This is a genomic window from Nocardia alba NBRC 108234 (assembly GCF_001612665.1).
GTDB lineage: Bacteria > Actinomycetota > Actinomycetes > Mycobacteriales > Mycobacteriaceae > Nocardia > Nocardia alba.
Genome location: NZ_BDAX01000050.1, coordinates 20787 through 27573 on the forward strand (window position 1 = coordinate 20787; position 6787 = coordinate 27573).

General features: G+C 66.1%; 7 protein-coding genes. 3 read left to right on the forward strand and 4 right to left on the reverse strand.

Annotation, left to right across the window (positions count from 1 at the left end; all coding sequences use genetic code 11):
* Positions 1 to 7: 7 nt before the first annotated feature.
* The 3 genes from NA12_RS32435 to NA12_RS32445 all read left to right on the forward strand — a co-directional run bounded on the left by NA12_RS32435 (position 8) and on the right by NA12_RS32445 (position 3163).
* A complete protein-coding gene (locus NA12_RS32435; protein WP_067460501.1) occupies positions 8 to 1096 on the forward strand; it encodes an MCE family protein in 1089 nt (362 codons plus the stop codon).
* Complete coding sequence (locus NA12_RS32440; protein ID WP_067460504.1) at positions 1093 to 2271, forward strand: MlaD family protein; 1179 nt, start codon at positions 1093 to 1095, stop codon at positions 2269 to 2271. Before NA12_RS32435 ends, NA12_RS32440 begins: the two co-directional genes overlap by 4 nt.
* Positions 2272 to 2404: 133 nt before the next feature.
* Positions 2405 to 3163 carry a hypothetical protein gene (locus tag NA12_RS32445; protein ID WP_067460507.1) on the forward strand — a complete coding sequence of 253 codons (759 nt, stop codon included), beginning with the start codon at positions 2405 to 2407 and terminating at the stop codon, positions 3161 to 3163.
* An 89-nt stretch (positions 3164 to 3252) separates the two neighbouring features.
* Here the strand turns inward: NA12_RS32445 and NA12_RS35105 are convergent, their stop codons facing one another.
* The 4 genes from NA12_RS35105 to NA12_RS32465 form a co-directional block, all read right to left on the reverse strand.
* Positions 3253 to 3942: a ribonuclease H family protein gene (locus tag NA12_RS35105; RefSeq protein ID WP_371856047.1), complete on the reverse strand. Its 690-nt coding sequence runs from the start codon at positions 3940 to 3942 to the stop codon at positions 3253 to 3255.
* A gap of 10 nt (positions 3943 to 3952) precedes the next feature.
* Positions 3953 to 4426 carry an SRPBCC family protein gene (locus tag NA12_RS32455; protein WP_067460509.1) on the reverse strand — a complete coding sequence of 158 codons (474 nt, stop codon included), beginning with the start codon at positions 4424 to 4426 and terminating at the stop codon, positions 3953 to 3955.
* A 70-nt stretch (positions 4427 to 4496) separates the two neighbouring features.
* Entirely contained in the window at positions 4497 to 5711 is a 1215-nt protein-coding gene (gene lhgD / locus NA12_RS32460) for an L-2-hydroxyglutarate dehydrogenase (protein ID WP_067460532.1), read from the reverse strand.
* Positions 5708 to 6409 carry a hypothetical protein gene (locus tag NA12_RS32465; protein WP_132369738.1) on the reverse strand — a complete coding sequence of 234 codons (702 nt, stop codon included), beginning with the start codon at positions 6407 to 6409 and terminating at the stop codon, positions 5708 to 5710. The genes lhgD and NA12_RS32465 overlap by 4 nt, the downstream gene beginning before the upstream one ends.
* Positions 6410 to 6787: the final 378 nt, after the last annotated feature.

The window sequence follows — 6787 nt, forward strand, 5'->3', positions numbered from 1 at the left end:
CCGACGAATGACGATGAAGGCCCGCCGCGCGCTGCTCTGCGCGGCCGCACTGGCCACGGTCACGGTCACGACCGCCTGTGGCTTCACCGTGGAGGACCTGCCGCTGCCCAAGCCCGGCACCGGCGGCGAAACCTACACCCTGCACGCGAAGTTCGAGAACGCGCTGAACCTGCCCGATCAGGCCAAGGTGAAGGTCGGTGGTTCCGATGTCGGCGTCGTGTCGGCGATCACGACCAAGAACTTCGAAGCCGTGGTCGACATGGAGATCAACACCGATCTCAAGCTGCCGAAGGGCAGTACCGCGGAGTTGCGCCAGGCCACTCCCCTCGGTGACGTCTTCATCGCGCTGAACACGCCGAAGAACGCGGCGGGCGCGCCCGAGATGGCCGCGGGCGACACGTTCACCCTGGCGGAAACCTCGGCCGGCGCCACGGTGGAAGAGCTGCTGGTCTCGGTATCGATGCTGTTCAACGGCGGCGGTGTCGCCAGCCTGAGCAGGCTCGGCACCGAACTCGGCTCGATCCTCAACGGGCACGGCACCGAACTCGGCCATCTGATCTACGAGATGACCGGTGTCATCGGCGAACTGAACGCCAACAGCACCAAGGTCGACACGGTGCTGACGGAGTTCAACACCCTCGCCAACACCATCGAGGCCAACAAGGGTCAGCTCGGCCAGGTGGCCGACACTCTGCCCCAGGCCATCGGCGCGATCGCCGAGAACAACCGGGCGATCGGCGACCTGCTCACCAAGCTGGCCACGGCCACGGCCGCCATCGGCGACTACTCCAACACCACCGGTGACCAGCTGTCGGAGCTGCTCACCAATCTCGACAACCTGATGAACGCGCTGGCCGCGACCGGCAGCGACTTCGGCTATGTGATGGATCAGTTGCACGCGATCCGCCCCGGCGCCAACCAGACGTTCAAGGGTAAGAGCCTGGCGCCGTACGCGACGCTGACCAACCTCGATGTGGGCCTGCTGACCGACCCGGCGAACAGCAAGCTCTGGGATTTGAAAGATGTGAACGATTTCGTCGGCAGCTTCATCCAGGTGCTGCAGATCGTTCAGGGCCGAGTGGGAGGCCACCGATGAGCAGGCTGAAGAAGTTCACCGGCAGCAAAGTCCTGCTGGCGAACTGCGCGCTCGTAGTCGTGCTGTTGCTCGGTGGGTCGTACCTGCTGGTCAACGTGATGCGGGTCAATCCGCTGCGGTCCGAGTACGACGTCACCGTGAACCTGGATCGCTCCGGAGGTCTGCAGCCGGGCAACGACGTGACCATGCGCGGATTCCGGATCGGCAAGGTCACCTCGATCGAGCTGATCAACGACGGCGAGGCGATCGCCGCCAAGACCCAGATCGACAAGGATTTCAAGATCCCGGTCGACACCATGATCCAGGTCGCGGCGCTGTCGGCCGCGGGCGAGCAGTACATCGACTTCCGTCCGAAGAGCGATGTCGGCCCGTTCCTCAGTGACGGTGCGGTGATCAAGTTCAACCCGGAGCAGATCCAGACGCCGGTGCCGGTGTGGGCGGTGCTCGACGACACGAGCGCGCTGATCGCCCAGGTGGATCCGAAGCAGTTCGACGTGATCCTCGACGAGCTCGATATCGCGCTCGGTGCGGGTCCCGACCAGCTGCGTGGCCTGATCAACGGCGTCAGCCTGGTGGTAGCGGGTCTGGACAACCTGCTTCCGCAGACGGTGAACCTCATCGCCAACCTGCGGGTGATCGCCGAGACCACCTCGCATGCCCAGCCGGATCTGCAGACGCTCACCCGGAATTCGGGTGCGCTGCTCACCCAGTTCAACAATGCCAACGCCGAGTTGCAGGGTGTGCTCGACAACGCGCCGGCGCAGTTCGAAATGCTCGGCGCGGTGCTCGACACGACCGCTGATCCGATCAGTTCGCTGGCGGCCAACTTCGTGGCGATCACCAAGGCCGCGCAGCTGCGCACGCCCGCGCTGCGGCTGCTGTTCCCGTCGCTGGCACTGGGACTCGGGTCGATCAGCGCCCCGGCGCACGACGGCGAGTTCCACACCATCATCGACATCTGGCCGCGTCCGACGTGTAACTACGACACCCAGTACCGCCGCAACGAAGAGGTACAGGACGGCAGTATTCCGAAGTGGAACTACTGCACCAACCCGACCTCCGACCTGCAGATCCGTGGTTCGGCCAACGCGCCGCGTCCGAATGTGCCCAACAACGGCGCGCAGATGCCCCCGGGTGTCGACCCGAATGAGCGCACGCCCATTCCCGCCAAGTAGCGATTGTGGACGCCCGGCCAGGTTGTTCACAGCTTGACCGGGCATACTCGCGGGGACATGTGTGGCCCGGCTCACGGGTCACACACAGGAAATCGGTGCGTTATGTGCGCCGGGAAAGAGCAGGATTGATTCGATGACCAGCGACGATGCCCAGAGTAAGTCCGATGCTGCCGAGGCGGACAAGCCCGATCTGGCGAAGGCCGACGACACCGTGAAGGGTGCGGCGGCGACTCCCGAGGTCGACCAGCCGACTGTCACAGCACCGTCCGTGACCGAGGCTCCGGCTCCGGCCGCTGCCCCCAGTGCGGCATCGACCTCGAAGGGCTGGATCGCCGCTGGTGTGGCCGGTGTGGTCGCGGTCGGCGCGATCACCGCCGGTGTGGTGTTCTTCCTGCAGAACAGCAACAAGGCCGAGAAGCTCGACGCCATCGCCGAGTCCACCAAGGCCGCCTGTGATTACGGCGCCATCCTGGCCAACTACGACTACTCCAAAGATCTCGACGGTTACATCGCGTCGATGAAGGCGGGCGCCACCGGCGACTACCTCAAGGAGTTCAGCGACGCCAGCGACGCGCTCAAGGGCGCCATGGTGCAGGCACAGGTCAAGTCGACCGGTGAAGACGTGCAGTGCGCGTACATCTCGGGCAGCACCGACGATGTCAAGGCCATGGTCACCATGACCCAGTACCGCACCAACTTCACCCAGACCCAGCCCGACCGGATGATGTTCGCGATCGAGATGAGCCTGCAGCGCTCGGGCGACAAGTGGCTGGTCAGCAAGCTGGACTCGCCGCTGCTCAAGAACGGCGGCGGCGACGCCACCGGTGGTACGGCGCCCGGTCAGGCTGTTCCCTCGCCTGCCCCCGCTCCTGCCCCGAAGCCGGGAAACTGAGCGCACCGGAAAACTGAGCCGATCGAAACGCCGCGGGCAGGTACGCCCGCGGCGTTTCGTCGTCCGGTCCCACTCCGGTCGCCCGGCACCTAGAACAGGGTGAGAGTCCCTGCCGTTGGTGCGTCGACTGCGACCGACTTCCCTGTGGAGACGGTATTTTTGGCGGCTGGCGCCGCGGGTTCTCGGCCCCGAACCGTGTTCTTGGCGGCTGGCGCCGCGGGTTCTCGGCCCCGAAGCCTCGATTCTTCCCTCCCGGCGGGCACTCCTTCGTCGCGCCCTCTGGTCAGTCCAGAATCGAGGCGGCCGAGAACCGGGTTCTTGGCCGCCGGCGGTGTGGGGGCGAGCGTTCCTTCGCGAATCGCTCTGGCCGCTTCGCCCGCCAGCTTGTCGGCTTGTTCGTTGAAGTAGTTGCCCACGTGCCCGCGAACCCAGCGGAAACGCACCGGTCCTTCGCGGTCGGTGATGGCTCGGTCGATCTGTTTGATGATCTCGACGTTCTTCACCGCGCCGCCGGTGGAGGTGCGCCAGCCGTTGCGTCGCCAGCTGGTGATCCACTCCGAGGCGCACTTGATGGCGTACTGCGAGTCGCTTTCGATGAGCATCGGTTCGGTGCCCGGGTGGGCGAGGATGGCTTCCAGTATTCCGCGCAGTTCGGCGATCTGGTTGGTGCCGCTGGCCGCGCCGCCGCTGTCGGCCGGTCCGGAATGATTCACCCATGCCCAGCCGATGGCACCACCGGGATTGCGCAGGCAGGACCCGTCGGTGCTCACGATGATCATGACCGCCACCCTAGGCGATGCGGCCGACAAGATCGGTACCGTGAAATGCCTCGATCTCCCTTCGCAACCGCGATTCCGTTCGGCGCAGTGCCGATTTCGCGGCCGCGTCGACGAGGCCTTGGCACAGGCGGCCGAACATGCCGCGTGGTGGTGGATAGTCGGCTTCGGAGGTCAGCACCGACCGCTCGTAGCCGAGTGGATCGAACCGCAGGGTAACGGTTCCGTATACCCGCCCACGCAGGGTATACCCGATGACGGCATTTCGCCGATATTCGGTGATCTCCACCGATGATCGCAGCGGGATCACCCCGAAAAGCCGGACTTTCACCGCGAACGCGGCACCCAATCCCTGATCCGGCTCGCCCTGCGGTGCTGCGTCGGTGATGCCGAACATCCACCGCGGCCCGTTGCGGAAATCCTCGGCGTAGGCGAAAGCGGCATCCACCGGCGCGCCGACGTCGCTCGCAAACCTGATGTGGCCCATCGGCCCTCCCTGTTCCGGGTGGGCTTCGCGCCCACACGTACAGGTGTTAAAAGTACTACAAATGTCCTCTTTATTTAGGAGAATGGAGCTGTTCCACCAGGTATCGCGCGATCGGCATCGCCGAGGTGGCGGCCGGGGACGGAGCGTTGAGCACGTGAACGGATCGTGGGGTGCGCTCGATGAGGAAGTCGTGCACCAACGTGCCGTCCCGCAGTACCGCCTGGGCGCGGATGCCCGCGCGGTGCGGAAGGAGGTCGTCGATGGTGAGTTCGGGACAGTATTTGCGGCATTCGGCGAGGTAGCCGCGCTTGAACACCGAATTGCGGAGCTCGCGTATCCCGGTGGCGAGATGGGCGCGGGCCACCCGGCGCACGCCGGGGAAGCTCAGCACGTCGACGGCGTCACGCCGGTTCACGCTGCCCTTGCGGTAACCCTCCCTGGACAGGCCGAGCACCGCGTTGGGGCCGACGGTGAGTTCGCCGTCGATGGTCGGACTCAGGTGAACGCCGAGGAACGGCAGCGCGGGATCGGGCACCGGATAGATCAGCGTGCGTACCAGATCCGACCGCTCGGCGGGGAGCCGGTAGTACTCACCACGGAACGGAACGATCCGGAAATCGGTGTCGATCCCGGCCTTTCGCGCCATCCGGTCGGCCTGCAGCCCCGCGCACACGATCAGGGTGCCCGCGGTGATCGAACCGCCGGGACCCGAAACCGTGACGGCGGAGGCACTCTCGGTGATGTCGTCGACAGCGGTGCCGAGCATGATCTTTCCGCCCATCGACTCGACCTCGGCGGCGAGCGCGGCGGTGACCACCGTGTAGTCGATGATGCCGGTGTCGGGCACGAACAGCGCGCCCACCCCGGCGATCCGTGGTTCGCGCCGCCGCAACTCGGCCGCGTCGATCGCCTCGACCGCCACGCCGTTGGCGATCGAGCGCTCGTACAGCGCGAGCATCCGCTGGTGTTCGGCGGTATCGGTGGCTACCAGTAGTTTTCCGCACTCACGGAACGGAATGTCGTGGGACGCGGCGAATTCCTTCGTCCACCGCGCACCGGCCCGGCACAGCCGTGCCTTCAAACTGTCCGGGGGATAATAGATCCCGGAATGGATGACGCCGCTGTTGTGGCCGGTCTGATGCGCGCCGAGCGAGTCCTGTTTCTCGATGAGGACCAGGCTCGCCCCGGGATACTCGGTCAGCAGCCGATGCGCGGTGGCCACGCCGACGATGCCGCCGCCGACCACGCAGTAGTCGTACGCACCCGAGGTGCCGCGAGGAGTCACACGCCGACGGTAGTCGGCAAGTCCTCGGTCGCCGACCACGGAGTCTCGGCGTTGCCCTCGTCGGCGACCGATTCCGTGGCAGAGTGGGAGTTCTCGACCGGTTCGGTGCCGGTCCCCTCGACCCGCAGCGTGTGGTCGCCCAGACCGGGGTCCGACAGCACGAACACCAATTGACCACGGCGCGCGTCGAATTCGGTGTGCAGGGCGGTGACCGCGGCCGGATCGACAGTCAGGCCCAGGTATTTCGCCGCCACCGTCACGAGGTTGGTGTCCACGGTGAACGACACGGAATCACTGCGCGGCGGCGCCACCTGCGCACCGACATAGGTGCCGCCGATTCCCACCCGACCGGTGAGCCGTGAATTATCCGGTCGCGCACCGACTCCGGATTGCTGTGCGGTGACCGGTGTCCGCGTGGCGGCGGGGGCCGAACGTTCGGTGGACAGCGCGGGCTCGCGCCAGGACATGGCCAGCTCGACACCACCGTCGCGGGGCGCGGAGTCCTCCACCGGGAAGGGGCGGTGATGGCCGGGGTTCGGTGCCGCGGCAGGCCCGGCGAACTCGGTCGGTGGCGGGTCGAGCCTCGGCATGTGATTGACGATGTAGGCGCCCGCGGCCACGGTGAGGCAGAGGCTGGCGGCGCCGGAGACGATGATCGCGGACAGGCGAAGGATCTGAGCAGGCCGATGTGCGGTCACGATGCGGTTCCCTCCTGTGGCTGTGGGTATACCCGAGTAGAGCGGGCCCGCATCGTTGAAAGCCACGTGCTGATACCCACGGTACCGAGTACCGCGCGTAGTCACCGCCTCGCACGGCTGAGATCAGAACCACATCCGGAAAGGTCTCGTATCAGTCCTAGTCGGGGCGGGTTTTCGGCTGGGCAAGTGTTTCTCACACCTGGCAACGGGTACCTGGAGGATGCAGGCGAGCGTCATTCACGACTGCCACGGTGGTCACCCCCGGCCAACGACGTCCGGGGCAGTCGGCACACGAATGGCGCTTGGGAGGGCGCTCGCCTGTGTTGTTGGAGCGCTGGCGCGCTCGAGTCGCGGCCCCTGGGGGCCGCCGGTCAGGCA

Coding starts and splice junctions, on each gene's coding strand:
- NA12_RS35105 (WP_371856047.1), bottom strand. CDS start 3,942: ATGATCATCGTGAGCACCGACGGGTCCTGCCTGCGCAATCCCGGTGGT.
- NA12_RS32435 (WP_067460501.1), top strand. CDS start 8: ATGACGATGAAGGCCCGCCGCGCGCTGCTCTGCGCGGCCGCACTGGCC.
- NA12_RS32440 (WP_067460504.1), top strand. CDS start 1,093: ATGAGCAGGCTGAAGAAGTTCACCGGCAGCAAAGTCCTGCTGGCGAAC.
- NA12_RS32455 (WP_067460509.1), bottom strand. CDS start 4,426: ATGGGCCACATCAGGTTTGCGAGCGACGTCGGCGCGCCGGTGGATGCC.
- NA12_RS32445 (WP_067460507.1), top strand. CDS start 2,405: ATGACCAGCGACGATGCCCAGAGTAAGTCCGATGCTGCCGAGGCGGAC.